General features: G+C 69.8%; 19 protein-coding genes. 13 read left to right on the top strand and 6 right to left on the bottom strand.

Features of this window, described 5'->3' with window-relative positions:
* The first annotated feature begins 82 nt into the window (after positions 1–82).
* From ON759_RS10070 to ON759_RS10020, 11 genes are all read left to right on the top strand, one after another.
* Entirely contained in the window at positions 83–2,197 is a 2,115-nt protein-coding gene (locus tag ON759_RS10070) for a type II secretion system protein GspD (protein WP_271680238.1), read from the top strand.
* 102 nt (positions 2,198–2,299) lie between these two features.
* Entirely contained in the window at positions 2,300–5,980 is a 3,681-nt protein-coding gene (locus ON759_RS10065) for a glycosyltransferase (protein WP_271680298.1), read from the top strand.
* Positions 5,977–7,002 (top strand): GHMP family kinase ATP-binding protein, encoded by a 1,026-nt coding sequence (locus ON759_RS10060; RefSeq protein WP_271680237.1) that lies wholly within the window; start codon positions 5,977–5,979, stop codon positions 7,000–7,002. Before ON759_RS10065 ends, ON759_RS10060 begins: the two co-directional genes overlap by 4 nt.
* Positions 6,999–7,586 (top strand): D-sedoheptulose-7-phosphate isomerase, encoded by a 588-nt coding sequence (locus tag ON759_RS10055; RefSeq protein WP_271680236.1) that lies wholly within the window; start codon positions 6,999–7,001, stop codon positions 7,584–7,586. The genes ON759_RS10060 and ON759_RS10055 overlap by 4 nt, the downstream gene beginning before the upstream one ends.
* Positions 7,576–8,277, top strand: coding sequence for a nucleotidyltransferase family protein (locus ON759_RS10050; protein ID WP_271680235.1), 702 nt, complete (start codon positions 7,576–7,578; stop codon positions 8,275–8,277). Before ON759_RS10055 ends, ON759_RS10050 begins: the two co-directional genes overlap by 11 nt.
* On the top strand, positions 8,274–8,852 hold the full coding sequence (locus tag ON759_RS10045; RefSeq protein ID WP_271680234.1) for an HAD-IIIA family hydrolase: 579 nt from the start codon (positions 8,274–8,276) through the stop codon (positions 8,850–8,852). Before ON759_RS10050 ends, ON759_RS10045 begins: the two co-directional genes overlap by 4 nt.
* Complete coding sequence (locus tag ON759_RS10040; protein WP_271680233.1) at positions 8,849–10,903, top strand: hypothetical protein; 2,055 nt, start codon at positions 8,849–8,851, stop codon at positions 10,901–10,903. Before ON759_RS10045 ends, ON759_RS10040 begins: the two co-directional genes overlap by 4 nt.
* A 113-nt stretch (positions 10,904–11,016) precedes the next feature.
* Positions 11,017–12,135 (top strand): acyltransferase family protein, encoded by a 1,119-nt coding sequence (locus tag ON759_RS10035; protein ID WP_271680232.1) that lies wholly within the window; start codon positions 11,017–11,019, stop codon positions 12,133–12,135.
* A complete protein-coding gene (locus ON759_RS10030; protein WP_271680231.1) occupies positions 12,132–12,566 on the top strand; it encodes a hypothetical protein in 435 nt (144 codons plus the stop codon). The genes ON759_RS10035 and ON759_RS10030 overlap by 4 nt, the downstream gene beginning before the upstream one ends.
* Before the next feature lie 13 nt (positions 12,567–12,579).
* Positions 12,580–13,554 (top strand): glycosyltransferase family 2 protein, encoded by a 975-nt coding sequence (locus tag ON759_RS10025; protein ID WP_271680230.1) that lies wholly within the window; start codon positions 12,580–12,582, stop codon positions 13,552–13,554.
* Positions 13,547–14,935 (top strand): hypothetical protein, encoded by a 1,389-nt coding sequence (locus ON759_RS10020; protein WP_271680229.1) that lies wholly within the window; start codon positions 13,547–13,549, stop codon positions 14,933–14,935. The genes ON759_RS10025 and ON759_RS10020 overlap by 8 nt, the downstream gene beginning before the upstream one ends.
* A 102-nt stretch (positions 14,936–15,037) precedes the next feature.
* Here ON759_RS10020 and ON759_RS10015 read toward each other — a convergent pair whose 3' ends face one another.
* Together ON759_RS10015 and ON759_RS10010 are read right to left on the bottom strand one after the other, a co-directional pair.
* A complete protein-coding gene (locus ON759_RS10015) occupies positions 15,038–15,976 on the bottom strand; it encodes an electron transfer flavoprotein subunit alpha/FixB family protein (RefSeq protein ID WP_271680228.1) in 939 nt (312 codons plus the stop codon).
* On the bottom strand, positions 15,976–16,722 hold the full coding sequence (locus tag ON759_RS10010; protein ID WP_271680227.1) for an electron transfer flavoprotein subunit beta/FixA family protein: 747 nt from the start codon (positions 16,720–16,722) through the stop codon (positions 15,976–15,978). Before ON759_RS10010 ends, ON759_RS10015 begins: the two co-directional genes overlap by 1 nt.
* A gap of 176 nt (positions 16,723–16,898) precedes the next feature.
* Here ON759_RS10010 and ON759_RS10005 point away from each other — a divergent pair, with 176 nt between their 5' ends.
* Both ON759_RS10005 and ON759_RS10000 read left to right on the top strand, forming a co-directional pair.
* Positions 16,899–17,633, top strand: coding sequence for a CoA transferase subunit A (locus ON759_RS10005; RefSeq protein WP_271680226.1), 735 nt, complete (start codon positions 16,899–16,901; stop codon positions 17,631–17,633).
* Between the two features lies 1 nt (position 17,634).
* On the top strand, positions 17,635–18,261 hold the full coding sequence (locus ON759_RS10000; protein ID WP_271680225.1) for a CoA transferase subunit B: 627 nt from the start codon (positions 17,635–17,637) through the stop codon (positions 18,259–18,261).
* Positions 18,262–18,349: 88 nt separating this feature from the next.
* Here the strand turns inward: ON759_RS10000 and ON759_RS09995 are convergent, their stop codons facing one another.
* The 4 genes from ON759_RS09995 to ON759_RS09980 all read right to left on the bottom strand — a co-directional run bounded on the left by ON759_RS09995 (position 18,350) and on the right by ON759_RS09980 (position 22,506).
* Entirely contained in the window at positions 18,350–20,017 is a 1,668-nt protein-coding gene (locus ON759_RS09995) for an electron transfer flavoprotein-ubiquinone oxidoreductase (RefSeq protein ID WP_271680224.1), read from the bottom strand.
* A gap of 72 nt (positions 20,018–20,089) precedes the next feature.
* On the bottom strand, positions 20,090–20,728 hold the full coding sequence (locus tag ON759_RS09990) for an ABC-type transport auxiliary lipoprotein family protein (RefSeq protein ID WP_271680223.1): 639 nt from the start codon (positions 20,726–20,728) through the stop codon (positions 20,090–20,092).
* Positions 20,725–21,651, bottom strand: coding sequence for an MlaD family protein (locus ON759_RS09985; RefSeq protein WP_271680222.1), 927 nt, complete (start codon positions 21,649–21,651; stop codon positions 20,725–20,727). The genes ON759_RS09990 and ON759_RS09985 overlap by 4 nt, the downstream gene beginning before the upstream one ends.
* 48 nt (positions 21,652–21,699) lie before the next feature.
* Positions 21,700–22,506, bottom strand: a complete 807-nt coding sequence (locus ON759_RS09980; RefSeq protein WP_271680221.1) for an ABC transporter ATP-binding protein — start codon at positions 22,504–22,506, stop codon at positions 21,700–21,702.
* Between the last annotated feature and the right edge of the window lie 2 nt (positions 22,507–22,508).

Genomic DNA, 22,508 nt, shown 5'->3' with positions numbered 1-22,508 from the left:
CATGAACAGTTTCCGACCTTTCCTCGCTGCGACCGGCATTGCATTGCTCGCGGGCGCGTGTGCCGCGCCGAGCATGCTGGCGGTGCCCCAGCCCCTGCCCGCGCCGGCATCCAGCGGCGCAATGAACGAAGGGCTCGGCATGCAGGGTGACGAGCCGTCGTCGCCACAGGCCACCGGCCTGCGGCGCACCGACACCCCGCGGATGCCCGGCCTGGCCGGCGCGGATGCGCGGGGCGTGTTGGTCGCCGGTGCGGCCGGGGAGCCGATGCCGCCGCTCAAGGGCGGCAGCGTCAACGTCAATATCGAAGGGATGCCGGTTCCGGCCTTCATCAACGAGTTCTTTGGCGCGATCCTCGGCGCCGGGTTCCAGATGGACCCGCAGGTCGCGAAGATGAACGACCTGGTGACGCTGCGTACGTCCGGGCCGCAAACCCCGCAAAACTTTTATCGGCTCGCGGTGCAGGTCCTGCGGACCTATGGCGTGGCCACCGACTACAGCTCGGGCCTGGTGTTCTTCTCGCGCGCCCGCGACGGCGCCGGCGGCGTGCCGCCGCTCGTAGTCAGCGGCCGCGCCCTGCCAGAGGTCCCGATCAGCCATCGCCCCGTGTTCCAGTTGGTCGAGTTGCAGTCGGCGCGGGCCACCGACGTGACGACGTTGTTGAACGTCGCGTTCAAGACCGAAGGACTGACCATCCAGGCGGATTCCAACCGCAACGCGATCATGCTGATGGGGCGCCCGGAACTGGTGCGGCAGGCCCTCGACGCGATCAAGGTCTTCGACTCGCCGTTCATGCGCGGCCGCCAGAGCGCACGCCTGGAGCCGGCCTTCGTGACCGCCGGCGAATTGTCCAAGCGACTGATCGAAGTCCTCGGCGCCGAAGGCTACGCGGCGGCCCTGTACGGCAACAGCGTGAGCAACGCAGCGGTGCTCGTGCTGCCGCTGGAAGCCTCGAACTCGGTGCTGGTGTTCGCCGCCGATCGTGCCGTGCTCGAACACGCGATCGCGTGGTCGCGCGACATCGACAGGCCGAACCCGACGGGCGGCACCGACGGACTCTTCTACTACCTGGTGAAGAACACCCAGGCCAAGGAGATTTCGGAAACCATCAACGGCGTGCGCAGCGCCAAGTCGGGCGGCTCCACGCGCAACGCGATCGATGGCAGCCAGGTGGGCGTCCCGCCGCCGCCGGTCGTGGAGCAAGTCCCGGCCAACGCCCAGTCGTCCTCCGGCAGCGGCGACCTGGCGCGCGGCAAGCTCACCCTGGACGAGCCGCGCAATGCCCTGATCTACCAAGGCTCCGCGACCGACTGGGGGCGCCTGCTGCCGCTGATCCAGCAGATGGACCGCGCGCCACGGCAAGTCATGGTGGAGGTCACGATCGCGGAAGTGACGCTGACCGACAACGAGGATTTCGGCATCGCCTGGAAGGCGCTGACCAACAGCGGCATCTCCAACGGACAGATCCAGTCCGGCACCTTCAGCGGCCTCGGCGGCAGTGGGCTGACTTACCTGCTCGACATCGGCGGGCAGACCCGCGCCACGCTCAAGGCGATGGCCGAGAAGGGACGGGTCAACATCCTGTCGACGCCGCGCCTGATGGTGAAGAGCGGCGAGGAAGCCTCGTTCGACGTCGGCACCGAAGTACCGACGATCACCTCGCAAGCGACCTCGGGCATCCAGACCGACGGCAACACCGGGATCATCCAGAACGTGCAATACCGCAAGACCGGCATCCTGATCACGATGAAGCCGGTGGTCTATTCCGATGACCGGGTCGACCTCCAGTTGCGGCAAGAGGTCAGCGAGGCGCAACCGCTCGGCGCCGATGCCTCGGTGAAATCGCCGTCGATCTTCAACCGGTCCTACAGCACCAACCTCAGCCTCAAGGACGGCAGCGCGATCCTGATCGCCGGACTGATGTCGCAGAAGGAAACCACCGGCGACGCCGGCGTGCCGTACCTCAAGGACGTGCCGGTGCTGGGCAACTTGTTCAAGACCCAGTCCCGCGAGCGCAGCAAGACCGAGCTGGTGCTGATGGTGGTGCCCTACATCATCGAGACGGACACCGAAGCCGAGGAGCTCACCCGTTCGCTGCGCCAACGCTTCGAGTTGATCGACCTGTCGCTGCCGGGACCGTCGCCGACCACGCAAGTCATGCCGTCGACGCCGGTGTCGCAACCCGCGCCCCAGCGCTGAGGCCGACGCGCCGTGGGGACTGCGCAGGCACAACCCGGGCGGCGGCGCCCGGCGGACGAAGGGCGGGCCACCGGCCGGCAGGTCGGGGTACTCGTGCTTGGGATGCACCGCAGCGGGACGTCCGCGCTGACCCGCTTGCTCGCCCTGCACGGCATCGCCCTGGGCGACGCGCTGTTGCCCGCGGCGGTGGACAACCCGACCGGATTCTGGGAACACCGCGAGGTCGTGGCGCTGCACGAACGCCTGCTCGCCGCACTCGGACGCGCCTGGGACGATCCGCGCGCCCTGCCGCGTGACTGGCTGGAGCATCCGGCGGCGCGGGAGGCGCAGGCGGGCATCGGGGCATTGCTGGACCGCGAGTTCGCCGGGCATCCCGCCTGGGCGGTGAAGGACCCGCGGCTGTGTCGGTTCGTGCCGCTGTGGCGGCGGGCGATGGCCGAACGCGGGATCGACGCGGTGGCGGTGTTCGCCCTGCGCCACGCCGACGAGGTGGCGGCGTCGCTCGAAGCACGGGATGGCTTGCCGCGCGGCGTCGGCCATCTGTTGTGGGCGCGCTACCTGCTGGATGCCCTCGCAGGCAGCGAGGGCATGGCCCGGCATGCGATCCGCTACGACGCGCTGCTTGCCGACTGGAGCGGCGCAATGCGCGCACTCGTCGACGCCACCGGCTTGCGCCTGCCGCATCCCGCGGATCCGGACACCGTGGCTGCGTTCCTGTCGCCGACCCTGCGCCACCATGCCGCGACGAACGAACCGCCGGCGCTGGTCGCGCCGCTGCAGGCAGCGCTGGAGGAGGGCGTGGCGCCGCTCGACGCCGCCGCCCGCGCCACCGCAGTTTGCGAGGCGCGATGGGCGCCGGCGGAAGCCGCGCTGGACGGGCTGGCGGAGATGCTGGCGCATGCGCGTGCGCAAGCGGGGGAGGCGCAGGCGATGGCCGGCCGCCTGCAGGGCGAACTCGACCAGCAAGGTCGATGGGGCGCTGGCCTGGTCGATGAACTGGCGACCCTGCAGGCCAACCACCGTGCGTTGCAGGCGGAGCATGCCGACGCGGTCCGCTGGGCGCAGGACCTGGATGCCGCGATGGTGGACCTGCGCGCGGACCTCGCGAAGGTCGAGTCAGACCGTCGCGAAAAGCTGGCATGGGCGCAGGCGCTGGATGCGGCCCTGGCGGACGTGCGTGCGGACTTGGCCAAGGTCGAGGCCGACCGCCGCGAAAAGCTGGCATGGGCGCAGGCGCTGGATGCGGCCTTGGCGGACGTGCGTGCGGACTTGGCCAAGGTCGAGGCCGACCGCCGCGAGAAGCTGGCCTGGGCCGAGGCGCAGCAACGCGAGTTGGCGGCCCTCGGCCTGGCCTATCGGCAACTCGAGGCCGATCGCGACGAGAAGCTCGCCTGGGCGCGCCGCGCGGATGCCGATGCGGTCGCGGCGCAAGTGTCGATCGAAGGCCTCGGTGCCGCACTGGCGGAGGCCAATGACGCGCGTCTGGAAGCCAACGCCTTGCTCGGTGAGGCCAGCGCGCGCGCGCAGGCGCTCGAGGCCGACGTGGCGGGCTTGCAGTCCCGCCTGCAGGCCGAGGAGCGCGCACTCGAGGCCGAGCGTCGCCACGCCGACGCGGTCACCGGCTTCGCGCGCGAACTCGTGCAATCGACCAGCTGGCGCGCGACCGCGCCCTTGCGGCGTTTGCTGGCCAAGTGGCGGGGCGTCTCCGCCGAACCGGTGTTGCCCGCGCGGCCCGCCGGCGCCGCGCGGGTGGCGCCGGCCCCCGTGCCAGCGGACGGGCCCGCTCCGGCCGCATCGATGCCTACGCAGCAAGACCTCGGCCCCATGCACTTCGCGGGCCTCGCGTTCCCGGCGGTCGAAGCGCCGACGGTCACCATCGTCATCCCGACCTGGGGCAAGCCGGACTACACCGCGCGCTGCCTGCGCTCGCTGCAGGCGCATCCGACGCTGGCCAGCGCGGAAGTGCTGGTGCTCGAGGACGCGTCCGGCGATCCGGCCATGGCCGCGCTGCGCGCCGTGCCGGGCCTGCGCTACCACGAGAATCCCGAGAACCTCGGCTTCCTGCGCTCCTGCAACCAGGCGCTCGAACTGGCCCGCGGCGAATACGTCTGCTTCCTCAATAACGACACCGAAGTCACCCCGGGCTGGCTGGATGCGCTGCTGGAGGTGTTCGACCTGCACCCGGATGCCGGGGTCGCCGGCTCCATGCTGCTGTTCCCCGATGGCCGGCTGCAGGAAGCCGGCGGCATCGTGTGGCGCGATGCGTCGGCGTGGAACTACGGCCGGCTCGGCGATCCCGACGCCACCGAGTTCAACTACGTGCGACGCGTCGACTATTGTTCCGGCGCGTCCCTGCTGCTGCCGCACGCGTTGTTTGCGCGGCTGGGCGGCTTCGACCCGCGTTACGCGCCGGCTTATTGCGAGGATTCCGACCTCTGCTTCCGGGTCCGCGAGCTCGGCCTGCAGGCTTACTACACGCCATTCTCGCGGGTGGTGCACCACGAAGGGATCTCGCACGGCACCGACACCGGCGGCGGGGTGAAGGCCTACCAGGTGCGCAACCAGGCGACCTTCCGCGCACGCTGGGAAGATGCGCTCGCGGCGCATTTCCCGAACGCCGAGCAGGTCGCGCGCGCGCGCGACCGCGCATGGGACCGACCGGTGGTGCTGGTGGTCGACCACTACGTGCCGCAACCCGACCGCGACGCCGGCTCGCGCACGATGGTCGCGTTCATGCAGTCCTTGCTGGATGCCGGCGCGGTGGTCAAGTTCTGGCCGGACAACCTCTGGCACGACCCGGTGTACACGTCGCGGCTGCAGGCGATGGGCGTGGAAGTCTTCCACGGCGCGCGCTGGCGCGAGGGCATCGGCGCGATGCTGCGCGAGACCGGGCTCCGGCCCGACGCGGTGCTGCTGTCGCGGCCCGACGTGGCCGAGGCGCACCTCGACGCCGTGCGCGCGCTCGCTGGCTGCGCGGTCGCCTACTACGGACACGACCTACATTTCCGGCGCATGCACGAACAGGCCGCGCAGGCCGGCGGCGACGATGCCGCGCGCCTGCAGCGGGAGGCGGATGCGATGCAGGCCCGCGAACGCGCGCTGTGGCGGCGCCACGACGTCGTGCTGTATCCCTCCGAGGACGAGGCGGCCCAGGTACGCGCGCTGGAACCCGCGGTCGATGCGCGCGCGGTCTTGCCGTATGCCTACGACCGATTCGTCGATGATGCGATGCCGGCAGGTCGCGCCGGCGTGCTGTTCGTCGCCGGCTTCGCGCATCCGCCGAACGTGGATGGCGCACGCTGGCTGGTGGAAGCGATCATGCCGGCGGTGTGGGCGCGGCGTCCCGGCGTGCGCCTGTCGCTGGTCGGCTCGAACCCGACCGCAGAGGTGTTGGCTCTCGCCGGCGAGCGGGTCGAGGTGACCGGGTTCGTCAGCGACGCCGAATTGCAGCGCCGCTATGGCGCGGCGCGGGTGGCGGTGGTGCCGCTGCGCTTCGGCGCCGGCGTCAAGAGCAAGGTCGTGGAAGCGCTGCAGCAGGGGTTGCCGCTGGTCACCACCAGCGTGGGCGCGCAGGGGCTGCCGGGCGTGGAAGCCGCATGCACCGTGGCCGACGACCCGGCGGCGCTGGCCGACGCGATCCTCGCGTGGCTGGATGACGACCAGGCCTGGTTGTCGGCATCGCGCGCCGGGGCGGCGTATGCCGGGGCGAGGTTCTCGCGCGCGGCGCTGCAGGCTACCCTGCTCGGGGCGCTGGGGATCGCAGCGCGGGAGGAACGGGCATGATCGTGCGGGCACGCGCGCCGTTGCGGCTGGGATTGGCCGGTGGCGGGACCGATGTCGCGCCGTATTGCGACTTGCACGGCGGCTACGTGATGAACGCCGCCATCGACAAGTACGCGCATGCGACGATCGAAGCCGGCGACGCGCTGGTCGAGCTGCATGCGCTCGATGGCGGCGTGCAGGCCAGTTGCGCGCCGGCCGCCCTCGAGGTCGCTCCGGGGCCGTTGCAGTTGCTGGCGGGCGTGTACCTGCGCATCAGCCGCGACTTCCTCGGTGGCGAACGCCCGCCACTGCGGATCCGCACCTGGTCGGATGCGCCGCCGGGTTCGGGCCTGGGCGCGTCCTCGACCCTGGTGGTCGCGCTGGTGGCGGCATTCGCGGAGTACTTCGCGCTGGGCCTCGGCGAATACGAAGTCGCGCACCTGGCCTACGAGGTCGAGCGCCAGGACCTGGCCCTGGCCGGCGGCAAGCAGGACCAGTACGCGGCGGCGTTCGGCGGCTTCAACTTCATGGAGTTCCATGCCGGCGACCGCGTCATCGTCAATCCCCTGCGCATCAAGGACTGGGTGCTCGCCGAACTCGAGGCCTCGCTGCTGCTGTATTTCACCGGCGTGTCGCGCGAGTCGGCGCGGATCATCGACGAGCAGTCACGCAACGCGGAACGCGGGGCCGCCGAGGCGCTGGACGCCATGCACGCGCTCAAGCGCGAGGCGGTGCAGATGAAGGAGGCCCTGTTGCGCGGCGACCTGCGCGCCTTTGCCGCCACCCTGCAGCAGGGTTGGGAGGCGAAGAAGCGCATGGCCAGCAGCATCAGCAACCCGATGATCGATGCGCTCGAAGCAACTGCGCGCGCGCATGGCGCCACCGCGACCAAGGTCTCGGGCGCGGGCGGCGGCGGCTTCATGATGTTCGCCTGCGACCCGGTCGACCGCATCCGCCTGGCGCGTGCGCTGCAGGGCGAAGGCGGTCGCCTGCTGGATTTCCACTTCAACCCGGCCGGGGCAGTGGCCTGGAGGGTGCCGTGAAGGATTACATCGACGCCGAGTTCCGCAAGGCCTTGGCCAACATGCAGGCGCTGGCGGCGGATGCGCCATTGCATGCCGACCTGCAGCGCGCGGTGGAGGCCTGCGTGGAAGCGTTGCGCGGCGGCGGCAAGCTGCTGTTCTGCGGCAATGGCGGCAGCGCCGCGGACGCGCAGCACTGGGCCGGCGAACTGGTCAGCCGGTTCTACTACGACCGGCCCGGGCTGGCGGCGATCGCGCTGACCACCGACACCAGCATCCTCACCGCGGTCGGCAACGACTACGGCTACGACTACACCTTCGCCCGCCAGGTCGAGGCGCTCGGCCGCGCCGGCGACGTGCTGGTCGCGATCTCCACGTCCGGCAACTCGCCGAACGTGCTGCGGGCCGCCGAGGCCGCGCGCGCGCGCGGCATGCGCGTGCTCGCCTTCACCGGTCGCCACGGCGGCACGCTGGCGCCGCTGGCCGACATCGCCTTCCGCATGCCCTCGGACGAGACGCCGCGGATCCAGGAAGGCCACGAGTTCGTCGGCCATTTGCTCTGCGCGCTGGTCGAGGCGCGCATGCATCCGCGCGATGCCGGCTGACGAGGCCATCGTCCTCGCCGGCGGCTTCGGCACGCGCCTGCGCGGGATCGTCGACGACCTGCCGAAACCGCTCGCGCCGGTCGCCGGCCGCCCGTTCCTGGCGCGCCTGCTGGATCGCCTCGCCGGCGACGGCATCCGTCGCTGCATCCTCGCCACCGGCTACCTCGCCGAGCGCATCGAGGCCGTGGTCGGCCCGCGCTGGCAGGGCATGGAGATCGCGTATTCGGTCGAACCCGCGCCACTCGGCACCGGTGGCGCGATCCGGCTCGCCGCGCGCCTCCTGCAGGGCAGCGGCACGCATGTCCTGAACGGCGATACCTGGCTGGCGTACGCGCCCGCGGCGCTGGAGGCGGCGGCGCGATCGATCGATGCGCCGATGGCGATGGCCCTGGCCCGGGTGGACGACGTCGCCCGCTACGGCGCCGTGGACATCGACGCCGGCCGCGCGGTCGCCTTCCGTGAGAAGGGCGAGCGCGGCCCGGGCTGGATCAACGCGGGCTGCTACTTCCTGGATGCCCGCGCGCTGGACGCGCTGCCGGCGACGCAGGCGTTCTCCTTCGAACATGCGGTGTTGCAGCCACGCGTCGCGCGCGGCGAGGTGGCGGCCTTCACCGCGACCGCGGGCTTCATCGACATCGGCGTGCCGGAGGATTTCGCGCGCGCGCAGGGCTTGTTCGCGGACGCGCCGTGACCGCGCCGGCGATCCGCCCGCCCTATCTCGACCCGGCCGCCGATGCGCTGCTGGCGGCGGCGCCGACGCCGCGCCGCGCCCTGTTCCTGGATCGCGACGGGGTGGTCAACGTCAACCACGGCTATGTGCATGCGCCGGCGCAGACCGATTGGGTGCCCGGCATCTTCGCGTTGGTCGCCGCGGCCGCCGCGCGCGGTTACCTGGCGATCGTGGTGACCAACCAGGCCGGCATCGCGCGCGGGCTGTACGACGAAGCCGCCTTCCTCGACTACACCGCGTGGATGCATCGCGAGTTCGCCCGGCGCGGCACGCCGCTGCTCGCGACCTACTGGTGCCCGCATCATCCAGAGGCCGGGCAGGGTGGATACCGGGTCGCCTGCGCGTGCCGGAAGCCCGCGCCGGGCATGTTGCTGGCGGCGTTGGCGCGGTTCGCGTTGATGCCGGGAGCCTCGTTCCTGGTCGGCGACCACGACAGCGACGTGCTTGCCGCGGCGGGTGCGGGCGTGGCCGGCAGGCGCGTGGACCGCGCGGATTGGGGCGACGCCATGGCCGGGCTGTTGGCGTTCGCGCCATGACGTCATCCGCCGCGCGCAACGGTCTCGCCGGCTGGGTGTTCGTGCTGCCGGTCGGCGTGCTGCTGGTGGCGTTCGTGGCCTACCAGCTCGGCGACCAGGTCGCGCGCGATTACCGGCTGTTGCTCGTGGCGCTGGCCGGCTGGATAGCCGTGCTCGCCGGCCTGGCATGGACTGGGGCGCGCCGGCAGCGTGCGGGCGGCACGCGGTGGGTGGCGCTTGCGGCGCTCCCGGCGAGCATCGCGGTGGTGGCGTTCGCGGGGCCTTCGACCGTGGTCGCAGGCGCACTGCTCGCGCTGGTGGCGATCGGGATCGGCAGCTGCATCGTGCCGCGATCCAGCGGATCCGCCACCGCCTTGCTGGCGGGGCTTGCGGTGTTGGCCGCGATCGTCGGCTGGACCCTGCCACTGCCGATCCACCATCGCGGCGCCTACCTGCTGGGGGCGGTCGTGGTGCTGGCGTGGCGACGGCAGGCCTTGCTGGCGATGTCGCGCGACGCGTTGGCCTCCGCACGCGCCGTCGCCGCCGCGCATCCGGCCTGGTCGATGCTGCTGGTGGCGGCCGCCAGCGTCGCCAGCCTCGGGCTGTGGTTGCCCAGCCTCAACTACGACGATAACGCGGTGCACCTGGTGATGCAGGCGCAACTGCTCGCGGATGCGCGGTACCACTTCGACGTGCAGCGCCAGGCCTGGGCGGTGGCGCCCTGGGCCAACAACGTCCTGCACGCGATCGCCGCGATGTTGGCCGGGCACGAGGCGCGCGCGGCCATGGGCGCGATCTGGCTGCTGCTCGGGATCGACGGTGCGCGCCGGCTGGCGCTGGCGCTTGGCGCGCCGGTCGCGGTGGCGCTGGCCGCCGCCGCGGTGTTCGCGGCGCAGCCCTTCACCGGCTACTTCACGACCACGATGCAGGTGGACGGTGCCAGCGCGGCGATCCTGCTGCACCTCGCGGCGATCGCTGCCAGCCCGCCCGCCGCCCGCCCCGGGCCATGGGCGACCGGCGCGATCGGCGGACTGCTGCTTGGCCTGAAGACCGTCAACTTGCTGTTCGCGCTGCCCCTGCTGGCGTGGATCGCGTGGACATCCCCCGCGCGCGGACGATGGCTGGCGCGGGCATTGGCGATCGGGGTGGCGATCGCCCTGCCCAACTATGCCTATGCGTGGTTCATCACCGGCAACCCGTTGTTCCCGTTCTTCAATGCGGTCTTTCGCTCGCCGCTGTATCCGCTCGAGAATTTCCGCGACCTGAAATGGATGGCGGGGATCACCTGGCGTGCGCCATGGGACCTCAGCTTCCGTTCCAACCTGTTCGGCCAGGTCGCGCCGGGCGCCGCGGGCCTGGCGCTCCTGGCCACCTTGCCGGCGTTGTTCGCGGCAGCGCGGACGAGCCGGCCGCTGGCCTGGCTTGGCGCGTGGGCGATCGCCGTCGCCGCACTGCTGTTCTGGCAGATGCAGTACCTGCGCTACCTGTTCCCCGCCTACGCCGTGCTGGTCGTGCTCGGCACCGTCGCGCTCGCCCGGTTGGCCCCGATGCGCGGGTTCGTGGCCGCGGTGTCGGTGCTGGTCGTGGTCGACGCCGCGCTGATGCCGACCACCAGCTGGACCCTGCAGCAGAACGCATGGGCGCGGATGCTGCGGGAGGGGCCAGGAGGACGTGCCGCGCACCTCCGCGCCGCGATCCCGGAACGCGCGTTGCTGGAGGCGATCATGGCCCGCGAACCGATGGCATGCGTGCTGATGGCCGACCCGAGGCGCCCGTTCGTCGGTGCCGGCCGCGGCCGGGCCTTCTCGGTGCACCGCCGCTACGACCCCGCAGCCTGGCAGGCGCGCCAACGCGCCGAGGCGGATCCGACCGGCATGGCATGGCGCAGCGCGCTGGCGCAGTGGCGCCCGTCGCACGTGGTGCTGGCGCCCGCCGAGTCCCCGGTTTTGGCGCAGGTGCTGGTTGCAGGCGGTTGGCGGATGCAGGATGCCGCCGGCGGCGAGCAGGCATGGGCGGATCCCGCCGGCAGCGCGGGCTGCGGGCGGGGTCGCGGCAAGCACGACGGTCGTTGAGGCGTGTGCCGCGGATCACGATCCGTGCATGGCCGGGAAGCCCCTGATCCGCCATGCTGTGGCGGAGAGCCGCAGCGCGCAGCGACGACAGCGGGTGAGGAGGGACGAAGGGGATGGAGAAGGATTCGATGAGCGGAGGCTCCATGGACGCACTGCGCGTTTCAGACTACCTGTCGATGCGGCGCGACAATTTCCTGTTGCTTCGCATCGTCGCTGCGCTCGCCGTGATCTACGGCCACAGTTTCGCGTTGGCCAAGCCGGATGGTTCGCAAGACGTCTTCATCCGGCTTGGATGGCCGATGTACAGCGGCGACATCGCGGTCGCGATGTTCTTCGTGATCAGCGGGTTCATGGTGTCCGGCAGTTTCCTGGCGCGTGGCGACGTGATCGATTTCGCCAAGGCGCGCCTGTTGCGCATCGTCCCGGCCTTCGCGGCGGTGTTGTTGGCGAGTGCGTTCGTCATCGGGCCGCTGGCGACCGAACTTTCCACGGGCGAGTACCTGCGCAATCCCGAGGTGGCCGCGTACGTGTGGAAGAACCTCAGGTTCAGTTCGGACATGGCTTGGCAACTCCCGGGTGTGTTCAAGGACCATGTGCGGGATGCCGTGAACGGGTCGATCTGGACGCTTCCGGCCGAGATGCGGATGTATCTCCTGGCCGCAGCGTTGGGGGTGTTCGGCTTGTTGGGACGGCGATGGTTGGCAACCGCCTCCCTCGCCCTGCTGGCCTGGCTGGGCATCGCCCACCCGGAGTTCATCCCGCTCCACCAGGACTGGTTCCGCCTGGCGGGCTATTTCCTGCTCGGCATCCTCGTGCAGCTGCACAAGGACGAGCTGCGCATCGGCCATGCCGCGATGGCGATGCTCGCCCTGCTGGTCTACCTGTCGATGCGCACCCAGTCCGCGCCCTATCTGTTCGCGCTCGCGCTCGCGTACTTCTGCTTCTGGTTCGCATACCGAACGCCGGCATGGACGCGCCTGGAGCGCTGGGGCGACCCGTCCTACGGCATCTACCTCTGGGGATGGCCGGTCCAGCAACTCGTCGTGTCCGCATTCCCCGACGCACGCCCATGGCATAATTTTTTGATGGCAGCCGCGGTCGCCGTCGGTCTGGGATACCTCTCCTGGTGGTCCCTGGAGCGACCGGCGCTGAAGCTGAAGGATTGGCGACCGCGCTTCCTCCGCCGATCCATGCCACGACAAAACCCCCAACGTGGAGTTCAATCACCATGAAGATCGGATCGCTTGCCCTCGCGCTTGCGCTGAGCGGCGCAGTCGGTTGCAGCCAGGAGGCCCCGCCTGCACCGAACGATGCGGCCTCGACGCCCACCGCGGCCGCTGCGCCCACTGCGGCCAAGCAGGTGCAGCCGCCCATCGGCGACGCCATGTTCTCGATCGATCCCGGTTCCTTCCGCACCTGCGATGCGGTGGACGGCGCGATCACCTCCACCGCGAAGTGGGACGTCGCCTCCAAGCAGGTGGCCGAGGTTTCGATCTACGTGGTCGATGCCAAGGGCGAGAGGAAGCTGTGGCTCAACGGCGGCCCTTCCGGCCAGTCGACGACCGGCAACTGGGTCTTCCCGGATACCAAGTTCCAGCTCGTGGAGCGGGAAGGCGGGAAGTCCCTCGCGGAACTCACGGTGAAAGCCATCCCCTGCGAGTGAGGAGTTCCGTCGTATGGAGAGCGGGGGCGGGTCGACGACGGCGCAGGGCGTGGTGCTCAGCGTGCTCGTGCCCGTGTACAACGAGATCGACGTCCTCCCGGAATTCCACCGTCGATTGACCGCGGTGTTGGGCGCCTGCGTGCCTGCGTACGAGGTCATGTACGTGAACGATGGCAGCACCGATGGATCACTCGCCTGGCTGGAGGCTCTCTGCGACCGTGATCCGGCAGTCGCGCTGGTCGACCTGAGCCGCAATTTCGGCAAGGAGATCGCGATGGCCGCGGGTCTCGACCACGTCGTCGGCGAAGCCGTGGTCGTGATCGACGCCGATCTCCAGGATCCGCCCGAGGTCATCCCGCGCCTGCTCGAGCAGTGGCATGCAGGGTACGACAACGTCTTCGCGAGGCGGCGGCGGCGGGAAGGCGAGACCTGGCTCAAGAAGGCGAGCGCCGCGTGGTTCTACAAGCTCATCGGCAGGCTGTCCCGGGTCGACATCCCGCGCGACACAGGCGACTTCCGCCTGCTCAGCCGGAGGGCCGTGCAAGCCCTCCGTCAACTGCGCGAACAGCATCGCTTCATGAAGGGACTGTTCGCGTGGATCGGCTATCCCTCCATCGCGGTCGAATACGATCGTGATCCGAGGATGGCGGGCCAGACGAAATTCAACTACTGGAAGCTCTGGAACTTCGCGATCGAAGGGATCACGTCGTTCACCATCGCGCCGCTGAAGATGGCGACATACTTCGGCTTGGCCGTCGCCCTGGTCGCGTTCGTGGCGATCGTGGCGATCATCGTGAAGACGGTGCTCTTCGGCGATCCGGTGAAGGGCTATCCGTCGTTGATGTCCGTGGTCCTGTTCCTCGGCGGCATCCAGTTGTTGGCGCTGGGTGCCCTCGGCGAATACATCGGTCGCATGTTCAACGAAACCAAGGGGCGTCCCCTGTACTTCACCAAGCAGGTCATTCCATCCCACCGCGGCCATGGCTGACGCGGGTCGACCCGCCAGCGACCTGCGGCAATGGCTGGCGATGTCCATCGCCGTGGTGGCGGCGTTGTGGTTCAACGCGTGGGTGCTCGACCCCGCGCATTTCTTCTTTGCAGACGACTGGGGATGGCTCGCGCGCGTCCACTTCCATGAGTGGACGGAGACGGTCCATCTCCTGCCCAATGCGCTGTACAACGATCGACCGGTCGGCGAGTTGGTGATCCGCGGGTTCTACCGCGCATTCTGGTTGAGGCACGGGGCGTGGAACCAGGCGTGGTGGGTCGTGCACGCGCTCAACGTTGCGCTTCTCATGTTGCTCGCGCGGCCATGGTTGCCGACCTATCGGTTGCTGCTCGCGGGTTTGTTGTCGGCTTGTTGGTTCTCCACGCTGACCGCCGTCCACTGGATCGGTGCGGTCTTCGATCTCGTCGGTGCGACCCTGGTCCTCGGCACGTTGCTGGCCTACCAGCATGCGGTGCTATCCGCCGACCGAAAGTGGCCGTGGCTGTTGTTGTCCCTGGTCCTCCACGTGGCGGCGATCCGGACCAAGGAGTTCGCGCTCGGCCTGGTCGCGGTGCTGGCGATCTGGGAATTCGTGTTGCTCAGGCGAGGCGGGATTCGCGAGCGCTGCATTCGACTGTTGCCCCACGCGATCATCGCGCTGGTGTTCCTGGCGCGCTACGCATGGCTGTACCGACACCAGCATGCCGCGCTCGACGGCGGTGCGTACGGGCTCACGCTCACCGCTGCGAGCGTGATCGAAGGGGTCGGCTGGTATTTCGCGCAGGCGTTCTACGCGTTCGTTCCCGGCAGCAACCAGACGCATGTCTTCGTCGGGCTGTGCTTCGCGGCTCTGGCGGCGGTGTTGGCAGGATGCAGTCGTGCCGGAATCGCGTCGTTCGCAGTCGCTGGCGTCCTGGTGTCGGCCGTACTTCTCCTGGGCAGCCAAAGGCATCCCCTGTACTTGTACGTCCCGCACTTCTTCGTCGCCATCGCGCTGGTCGCACCCTTCCCGCAACGGCGCCTCGCCGGTGTCGCCGCGACCTTGCTCGTGGTCGTGCTCCTCTCCTGGCCCGCGCACACCGGCTTTCTCAGGGATGCCAGGCACTTCGTGTTGGTGAAGGGCGCGTACAGCAAGTCGCTCTTCTACGATTACGCTCGCCTGATGCAACACGATAAAGCGACATCGCCAATGACGATCGCCGTCGCCGAAACCTACTTCGATCCCTTCTCGTGGGGAGATGGCGATGCCGTGCGGCTCTACCACGATGACCACGCGCTGAAGGTGCGGGTCGTCGGGTTGCAGGCGGGTGGCGAACCCTGCGGTGATCCCACTGGTTCATGCTTCGTCGAGCGGGCAGGTCGCCTGACAAGGGTGCACTGAGGCGCGGCAGTTTCGGGCTGCGATGCGGTCGATCGACGGGACCATCCAGCCAACGAAAAAGGCGCCCTCGGGCGCCTTTCCGTTCCCAGCTTGGCGGGGGCTTTACAACGCCGCTTCCAGCTCCGGCAGCACCTGGAACAGGTCGCCGACCAGGCCGATGTCGGCGATCTCGAAGATCGGCGCGTCGCCGTCCTTGTTGATCGCGACGATGGTGCCGGCGTCCTTGATGCCGGTGAGGTGCTGGATCGCGCCGCTGATGCCGACCGCGACGTACAGCTCCGGCGCGATGATCTTGCCGGTCTGCCCGACCTGCAGTTCGTTCGGCACGTAGCCGGCGTCGACCGCGGCGCGCGAGGCGCCGACCGCCGCGCCGAGCTTGTCGGCCAGCGCGTAGATCACCCGGAAGTTCTCCTCGGAACCGACGCCGCGGCCGCCGGAGACCACGCGCTTGGCGCTCTGCAGGTCGGGGCGGTCGGACTTGCCGGCGGCGAGCGCGACGTAGCGCGTGTGCGCGGGCAGGGCGGCATCGACGGAGGCGGCTTCGACCGTTGCGTTGCCGCCGCGCGCGGCTTCCGGCCACGAGGCCGTGCGCACGGTGGCGACCACGGCCTGGCCGGCCGGCGCTTCCACGGTGACGATGGCGTTGCCGGCGTAGATCGGGCGCTTGAAGGTGTGGGTACCTTCCACCGCCATCAGGTCGGACACCTGGTTCACGCCAAGCAGCGCGGCCACGCAGGGCATCAGGTCCTTGCCGAAGGTGGTGGAGGGGCCGAACACGTGGCTGTAGCCGGCGGCCAGCGCGGCCACCTGCGGCGCCTGCACCTGGGCGATCGCATGCTCGTTCGCGGCGTTGGCGACGGCGAGCACCCTGGCCACGCCGGCGATCTGCGCGGCCTCGGCGGCGACGCCGGCGGGATCGGCGGCCAACACGACGATGTCGATGGCCTCGGGCGACAGCGCCTGCGCGGCGGAGACGCACTTGGCGGTGGCGGCGTTGAGCTTGCCGCTGAGGTGTTCGGCGACGATCAGGACCTTGGCCATCAGAGGAGCCCCTTCTGCTTGAGTGCGGCGACCAGTTCGGCCGCGTCCTTCACCATCACCCCGCGGCTGCGCTTGGCGGGCGGCGCATGCAGCAGGGTCTTGAGGCCTTCGTTTGCCTCCACGCCGAGGTCGGCGAAGGCGATCGACTCCAGCGGCTTGCTCTTGGCCTTCATGATGTCGGGCAGCTTGATGAAGCGCGGCTCGTTGAGGCGCAGGTCAGTGGTGACCACGGCCGGCAGTTCGACCTCCAGGGTCTCGAGGCCGGCATCGACCTCGCGCACCACGGTGGCCTTGCCGCCTTCGACGTCGAGCTTGCTGGCGAAGGTGGCCTGCGGGCGGCCCCACAGCGTGGCCAGCATCTGCCCGGTCTGGCTGGCGTCGTCGTCGATCGCCTGCTTGCCCAGGATCACCAGGTCCGGCTGTTCCTTCTCGATGAGCTTGAGCAGGGTGCGCGCGGCGGTGAGCGGTTGCACCGGGCCGTCGGCCACCAGGTGGATGGCGCGGTTGGCGCCCATCGCCAGGCCGTTGCGCAGGTGCGCCTGGGCATCCGCCGGGGCGATGGTGGCGACCACCACTTCCGTCGCGATGCCCTTGTCGCGCAGGCGCAGCGCTTCTTCCAGCGCGATGTCGTCGAACGGGTTGGGCGACAGCTTGACGCCGTCGGTGACCACGCCGGAACCGTCCGGCTTGACCTGGATGCGGACGTTGTAGTCCACCACGCGCTTGTAGCCGACGAGGATCTTCATCGTCTGGGGAATCCTAGTGGGGAAGGGCGCCACGGGGGCGAGCCCGGCATTTTACCGGAGCCGCGCATACGCTGCAGTACGGTGTTCGCCGGTCGCGTCGCCTGCCCGAAGGTACGGTGGGCGCGCCCGGCCGCGCCGCTAGAATGGCGCCCTCCCCACGTCCCGGAGTCCTGCCCGTGGCATCCGCCCAGAGCACGCCTGCATCCAGCAAGCACTACCCCAGCGCCGCCGCGGCCCTCGAAGGCCTGGTCGCCGATGGCCAGACCCTCGCGGTCGGCGGCTTCGGCCTGTGCGGCATCCCCGAGGCCCTGATCGCCGCGCTGCGCGATTCCGGCGCCAAGGACCTGACGGTCATCTCCAACAACGCGGGCGTCGACGGCTTCGGCCTGGGCCAGCTGCTGAGCACCCGGCAGATCCGCAAGATGATTTCGTCCTACGTGGGCGAGAACAAGGAATTCGAGCGCCAGTACCTCGGCGGCGAGCTGGAACTGGAGTTCAACCCGCAGGGCACGCTGGCCGAGCGCCTGCGCGCCGGCGGCGCCGGCATCCCCGCGTTCTTCACCGCCACCGGCTACGGCACCATCGTCGCCGACGGCAAGGAAACCCGGCAGATCGATGGCCGCTGGTACGTGCTGGAGACCGCGCTGAAGGCCGACGTCTCGCTGGTCAAGGCGTGGAAGGCCGACCGGGCCGGCAACCTGGTGTTCCGCAAGACCGCGCGCAACTTCAATCCCGCCTGCGCGATGGCCGGCAAGGTGTGCATCGCCGAGGTCGAGGAACTGGTCGAGACCGGCAGCATCGATCCGGACCACGTGCACCTGCCCGGCATCTACGTGCAGCGCATCGTGGTCAACCCGACCCCCGAGAAGCGCATCGAACAGCGCACCATTCGCCAGCCGGAGGGCAACTGACATGGCCTGGACCCGCGACCAGATGGCGGCGCGCGCCGCGCAGGAACTCACCGACGGCGCCTACGTCAACCTCGGCATCGGCCTGCCCACCCTGGTGGCCAACCATATCCCCGAGGGGATGGAGGTGTGGCTGCAGAGCGAGAACGGCCTGCTCGGCATCGGCCCGTTCCCGACCGAGGACACGGTGGACGCCGACCTGATCAACGCCGGCAAGCAGACCGTCACCGCGGTGCCCGGCGCCAGCTACTTCGGCAGCCACGATTCGTTCGCGATGATCCGCGGCGGCCACATCGACCTGGCGATCCTCGGCGCGATGGAAGTCACCGACAAGGGCGACCTCGCCAACTGGATGGTGCCCGGCAAGATGGTCAAGGGCATGGGCGGCGCGATGGACCTGGTGGCCGGCGTGCAGCGCGTGGTGGTGCTGATGGAGCACGCGACCAAGGCCGGCGCACCCAAGATCCTGCCTGCGTGCACGCTGCCGCTGACCGGCGTCGGCGTGGTCGACCGCATCATCACCGAGCTCGGCGTGTTCGACGTCACCGCCGAGGGCCTGAAGCTGGTGGAGCTCGCCGATGGCGTGACCCGCGAGGAAGTAGTGGCGAAGACGGGTGTTCCGCTGCACTGACGGCGCGGCATGCATCGCGGCAGTCCGGCGGAACCCGGAACTCCGCGCAGATTGAAAAAGCCGCCCTCGGGCGGCTTTTTCATTCGCGTCACATGCCGGTGTAGTTGGGCCCGCCGCCGCCCTGCGGGGCAACCCAGACGATGTTCTGGGTGGGGTCCTTGATGTCGCAGGTCTTGCAGTGCACGCAGTTGGCGGCGTTGATCTGCAGGCGCTCGGCGCCGGGCTCGCCGACGAATTCGTAGACGCCCGCCGGGCAGTAGCGCGCCTCCGGGCCGGCGTATTCCTTCAGGTTGACCGCGACCGGCACCGACGGATCCTTGAGCGTCAGGTGCGCCGGCTGGTCCTCGTCGTGGTGGGTGCTGGACAGGAACACCGAGCTCAGGCGGTCGAAGCTCAACACCCCGTCGGGCTTGGGGTATTCGATCCTCGGCTGGGTCGCGGCCGGTTCCAGGCAGGCGTGGTCGGGCGCCTGGCGGTGGAGGGTCCACGGCGGGTTGCGGATGCCGAGCTTCGGTAGCAGCCATTGCTCGATGCCGGTCATCAGCGTCGCGAACGTGCGGCCCTTCTTGAACCACTGCTTGAAGTTCTTCGACTGCTGCAGTTCGGCATGCAGCCAGCTGCGCTCGAACGCGGCGGGGTAGGCGGCCAGTTCGTCGCGTTGGCGGCCTTCGCCCAGCGCCGCGAACGCGGCCTCGGCGGCCAGCATGCCGGTCTTGATCGCGGCATGGCTGCCCTTGATCCGGCTGGCGTTGAGATAGCCGGCCTCGCAGCCGACTAGCGCGCCACCGGGGAACACCGTCTTCGGCAGGCTGAGCAGGCCGCCCGCGGTGATGCTGCGCGCGCCATAGCCGATGCGCTTGCCACCTTCGAGGTGCTTACGGATCGCCGGGTGGGTCTTGAAGCGCTGGAATTCGTTGAACGGGCTCAGCCACGGATTCCTGTAGTCCAGCCCGACCACGAAGCCGATCGCGATCTGCCCGCCCTCGGCGTGGTACAGGAACGAACCGCCGTAGGTGTCGCTGTCCAGCGGCCAGCCGGCGGTGTGCACGACCAGGCCCGGCCGGTGCCTGGCCGGATCGGCCTGCCACAGCTCCTTGATGCCGATGCCGTAGCTCTGCGGGTCCTTGCCGGCATCGAGTTGGTACTTCGCGATGAGTTGCCGTCCCAGCTGGCCGCGCGAACCCTCGGCGAAAATCGTGTACTTCGCGTGCAGTTCCATGCCGCGCTGGAACTGCTCGGTCGGCTCGCCGTCCTTGCCGATGCCCATGTCGCCGGTGGCCACGCCCTTGACCGCGCCGGCCTCGTCGTACAGCACCTCGGCGGCGGCGAAGCCGGGGAAGATCTCCACCCCCAGCGCCTCGGCCTGTTGCGCCAGCCAGCGCGTCACCGCGCCCAGGCTGACGATGTAGTTGCCGTCGTTCTTGAAGCAGTCCGGCAGCAGCCAGTGCGGCGTGGCCTTGGCGCCGGTTTCGTCGAGGAACAGGAATTCGTCCTCGGCCACCGCCTGCCGCAACGGTGCGCCGCGCTCCTTCCAGTCCGGGAACAGTTCGGCCAGTGCCCGCGGATCCATGATCGCGCCGGAGAGGATGTGCGCGCCCGGTTCCGAGCCCTTCTCGAGCACGCAGACGGAGACCTCCCGCCCGGCTTCGCTGGCCAGCTGCTTGAGGCGGATCGCCGTCGCCAGCCCGCCGGGGCCTGCCCCGACCACGACGATGTCGTACTCCATCGCCTCGCGTTCGACCTGCTCGTGACCCATGCCGTGATGCTCCATCCGTTCGGGATGGATTGTCCCCGGTTTGCACGCGGCGCCGCAAATGCGGCGCGGGCCTCAGCGCCTGGGCGCGTGGGTGCGCTCGTGGGCTTGGCCCGTCTCCAGCACCCAGCCCGCGATCTCGCGGCTGGTCGCCTGCAGGGCACGGCCGAAGGCATCGGCCACGCGCGCGACCTCGGTGCCGTCGGCGGGTACCGCCTGGCGGATGGTGCGGGTGCCGATCACCGACTGGTCGATGGTATGCAGCAGCTTGGCGTTGACCTCGACCAGCGCGGACGGCGTGGCCGCGCCGGCGTAGTCGGCCTCGAAGTGGCGGATGTCCATCACCAGCCGGTAATCCGCGCCGATCCCGCTGCCCTGGCGCGCGACCGCCGGGATCTTGCCGGAGTCCTCCAGCGCACGCAAAACGCCGTCCTCCAGCATTTCGCCGGGGGCGCTGGCCCACAGCGCGCCCTTGTACACCTGCAACTCGCCGGGCGTTGGACTCACCGCGATGCGCGAGCTATCCATCATCCGCGGCGCGGTAGGCCGGGCGATGCTGAGTTGCCAGGTCACCGCCGGCCATGCCGGATCGGCCTGGGTGGCGAGCGCGGGTGCGTAGATCGCGGGCGCGTCCTTCGGCGTGGACAGGCAGCCGGAGAGGGCCGCGCACAGCAAGGCGGCGAGCAGGGCGGAAGCGGGCGTCGGTCGGCTCATTTCGGTTCGAATTCCTTGGGCGCGTCGCGGCCGAGGATGTAGCGCGCAGGACCGCCGTCGAGGCGGTCGGTCACCCGGCGCAGGTCGCGGATCAGGGCGCGTAGTTCGGCGAGGGTCGGGCCCATCTGCGACAGGCCTTCGTTGGCGAAGCTCTGCAGCGCCGGGCGGTTCTCGGCAATCATCGCGTTGGCGTTGCCGGCGACCGAGTCCAGCTTGCCGACGGTCGCCTCCAACTGGTCCATCAGCGCCGGCAGGCGGTCGACGACGTCGCGGTCGATCTTCGCCATCGAGCCGTTGGCGGTGGCCAGCGTGGTCTTCAGCGAGGCGGTCGCCTCGCGGGCGTTGACGATCAGCGCGGCGATGTCCTCGCGCTGGTCGGCCAGGGTGCCGGTCGCGGCCTCGATGTGGGCCAGGGTGTCGGACACGTGGCGGATGTTCTGCTCGCTCAGCAGTTCGTCCATGCGCGCAACCAGGCGGTTGGCGGTGTCGGCGATGTTCTGCAGCGCCGAGGGCTCGGTGCGGATGATCGGGATCTCCACGCTTTCGGTCGGCTCCAGCCGCGGCGCGGTTGGGCTGCCGCCGGTGAGCTGGATGAAGGGGACGCCGGTGATGCCCTGCTGCGAGAGCTTGGCGCGGGTGTCGACCTTGATCGGGGCATCGGCCTTCAGCTTGAGCAGGGCCACGACCTTGCGCGCATCGTCGCGGTCGAGGCTGAGCTTGTCCACGGTGCCGACCGCGATGCCGTTGTACTGGACGCTGCCGCCCTCGGTCAGGCCGGTGACGGGCTCGGTGAAGATCACCTCGTAGCGGCGCCAGCTGCGGTCGGAGCTGAACTTGGTCGCCCACAGGGCGAACAGCAGCAGGAACACCGACGCGAGGATGGTGAAGCCGCCGATCAGCACGTAGTTGGCACGGGTTTCCATCGTTCGGACTCTACGTCATCTGGTGACAAGGGCGTGCATGCCGGCGCTTCAACCCCGCGCCGCGCGCCCACGCGGCCCGTTGAAGTATTCCTGGACCCAGGGATGGTCGAGGGTTTCCAGCTCGGCAACCGGTGCCACCGCGATCACCTTGCGGTCGGCCAGGACCGCGACCCGGTCGCAGATCGCGTACAGCGAATCGAGGTCGTGGGTGATCAGGAACACGGTGAGGCCCAGCGCCTGCTGGAGGGTACGGATCAGCGCGTCGAAGGCGGCCGCGCCGATCGGGTCGAGGCCGGCGGTTGGCTCGTCGAGGAACAGCAGCGGGGGATCCAGCGCCAGGGCGCGCGCCAGCCCGGCGCGCTTGCGCATGCCGCCCGACAGTTGCGAAGGCAGCTTGTCCAGCGCGTCCGCCGGCAACCCGGCGAGCTTGATCTTCAGCAGCGCGAGCTCGTAGCGCAGCGAGTCCGGCAGGTCCGGGTAGTACTCCTTGAGCGGGACCTGCACGTTCTCGCCGACGGTCAGCGACGAGAACAGGGCGCCGTCCTGGAATAGCACCCCGGTATTGCGCTCGATGTGCCGGCGGGTCACCGGATCCTCGCTGCGCGCATCCACGCCGAGCAACTGGATCCGCCCCGCGTCCGGCTTGCGCAGGCCCAGGATCGAGCGCATGAGCACCGACTTGCCGGTGCCGGAGCCGCCGACCACGCCGAGGATCTCGCCGCGGCGCACGTCGAGGTCGACCCCGTCGTGCACGACCTGCTCGCCGAAGCGGTTGACCAGGCCGCGCACGCGGATCAGCGGCGCATCGCCGATCACCACGCCGTCCACGGTATTCGGATCGCGGGGCGTCGCCATGC

Source organism: Thermomonas mangrovi, assembly GCF_028201335.1.
Lineage (GTDB): Bacteria > Pseudomonadota > Gammaproteobacteria > Xanthomonadales > Xanthomonadaceae > Thermomonas > Thermomonas mangrovi.
Note: the sequence above shows the minus strand (reverse complement) of the source record. Positions and strands in the feature narration are given on the sequence as shown.